Source organism: Vibrio sp. 378 (genome assembly GCF_033339435.1).
Genome location: NZ_JAWOUO010000058.1, coordinates 1 through 1,615, shown reverse-complemented (window position 1 = coordinate 1,615; position 1,615 = coordinate 1). Strand labels below are relative to the sequence as shown.

The window sequence follows — 1,615 nt, the reverse complement described above, 5'->3', positions numbered from 1 at the left end:
ACTCCTACGATGAGCAGGAAGGTGAGCCGATTGAGCTCGAGTGTGCAATCTTATCTGACTCTAAGTCTACTCAGATCGAAATGCGTATTTCTGATTACGGTCGTCCTATTAAAAAATCGGTTTTCCAAGAGCACACGAATAAAGAAATAAAAGCACCAAGCTTGTTTGATGAAGACAGCTGGATGTCGTCAGGAAGAGGATTAATGTTAATAAGTAATCTAGTTGACAGTTTTCAGGTACTGAGATGTGGTCGAAAAAATACGTTTGTATTGATTAAAAGAGAGGGGCGTCTAACAACCAAGCAAAGTTCTGTCACTTTACCTGGTTCTTAGTTTTCGTCCATGACGAATTAGCTTTCTTTATTTGTTATCGGTGGTGGAAGCCGATGACAGAAGCGCCTCCAGCTCCTCTCTGGTCAACAAGTCTTGCGGATTTAGCATTCCGCTCTCGTCGTCCAAAGACATTTTGGTTCTGCTGATCAAATATCGCTTTTGAGTAGGAGTTAAGTCCTTGAGCGACTCAATCAACTCCTTGAAATGGTTGTTGTCCATGTTCATAATTTCCCCGTTCTAAGCCTTAAGGTGTTTTATTTTAAGTTTTCTAAGTAAGCGAAAATCTGCTTTTTAATTGTCACCAGCTCGTTATTAACTATAGTTATATCTTCGCATTCTGGTGCAGTATTGTTTCTTGTATTTGTTTCTATCTTCTCCAGCGCAACAACTGCGATATCTTCTCCAAAGCCTTCTAGAATGCCTTTCAAGCTGTGTGCCATCAGATACAGCTCTGGCCAATTTTGTTGTACGAACATTTCATTTAGTTGTTCTGTCGCATCAGAGTAATCCTCCAAGTACGTTGAAAAGACAGCAATGATTATGTCTACGTCATTGTCCATGTATTGATTGAGCAATTCGAAGTTGATCATTTTCACTCCCTGTCGGTTACGTGATAGCTAAACGGTTCGGGTATCTGGCTAGAAAAAGAACCAGAGAGATAATCGCTTAACCATCGCGACCAATTTGGTGGCAATGCCCTTTGTTTTAGGAAGTTAACCACCGACTCCGAATTAGAATGGTATTGTTGGTCCGGCGCTGCCAGAGCGTTCAGTTTTGTCTCTACTGAAAATGGATAGTCGTATTCGTGTGGTACGATATTGCACTCTTGAAGTCGGACTGATGAACACGATTGATTGATCACTCCAAGCAAGCTGCGTCTGATAGAAAACTCACCAAAAAAAGCTAATAGCGGAAGGGCTTGTTTCAATAATGCTATCGGCATTTGTGTTGGAATATCGTAAAAGTAACTCAATGACTCTAGCAATTTTAGGTGCGCTTCTGCCGCGCGAGACTCGACGAGAAGTAGCTTGCACTGCATGAGCTGCTTAAAAGCTAATAGATTGACTTGCTGCTCTTTACCCAACTGCTTTTGCGTGAGTAAACAGAGTTCATTCAGTTGAACAAGCACTTTCCTCTTGGAATGAATATGAGTAAGCGTTTTAAAATGGTCGCTGACTAAATCAACGTAAGAAGAAAGGACATTAAGCCATTGGGCATCGGTTTGTGATAAATGGGCTGCATAGGTACGGCCTAGCTCATAGAGATCTTCAAACAGGCCCAAC

The 1,615-nt window shown here is 41.6% G+C and carries 3 protein-coding genes and 1 pseudogene; 1 reads left to right on the top strand and 3 read right to left on the bottom strand.

Features of this window, described 5'->3' with window-relative positions:
* Nucleotides 1-332 (top strand): ATP-binding protein (locus tag R7Q48_RS24030; RefSeq protein ID WP_318132579.1); only part of this gene is annotated, 332 nt, incomplete at its 5' end.
* A 27-nt stretch (nt 333-359) separates the two neighbouring features.
* On the opposite strand, the gene R7Q48_RS24025 is transcribed toward R7Q48_RS24030, so the two are convergent.
* The 3 genes and pseudogenes from R7Q48_RS24025 to R7Q48_RS24015 form a co-directional block, all read right to left on the bottom strand.
* Nucleotides 360-551, bottom strand: coding sequence for a hypothetical protein (locus R7Q48_RS24025; RefSeq protein WP_005480239.1), 192 nt, complete (start codon nt 549-551; stop codon nt 360-362).
* A gap of 35 nt (nt 552-586) precedes the next feature.
* Nucleotides 587-922: a hypothetical protein gene (locus R7Q48_RS24020; RefSeq protein ID WP_005463787.1), complete on the bottom strand. Its 336-nt coding sequence runs from the start codon at nt 920-922 to the stop codon at nt 587-589.
* Between the two features lie 2 nt (nt 923-924).
* Nucleotides 925-1,615 (bottom strand): annotated as a pseudogene (locus R7Q48_RS24015) (response regulator); the annotation flags it as partial.

Excerpts from the sequence above, each read along its gene's own strand:
- R7Q48_RS24025 (WP_005480239.1), bottom strand. The coding sequence starts at position 551 with ATGGACAACAACCATTTCAAGGAGTTGATTGAGTCGCTCAAGGACTTA.
- R7Q48_RS24020 (WP_005463787.1), bottom strand. The coding sequence starts at position 922 with ATGATCAACTTCGAATTGCTCAATCAATACATGGACAATGACGTAGAC.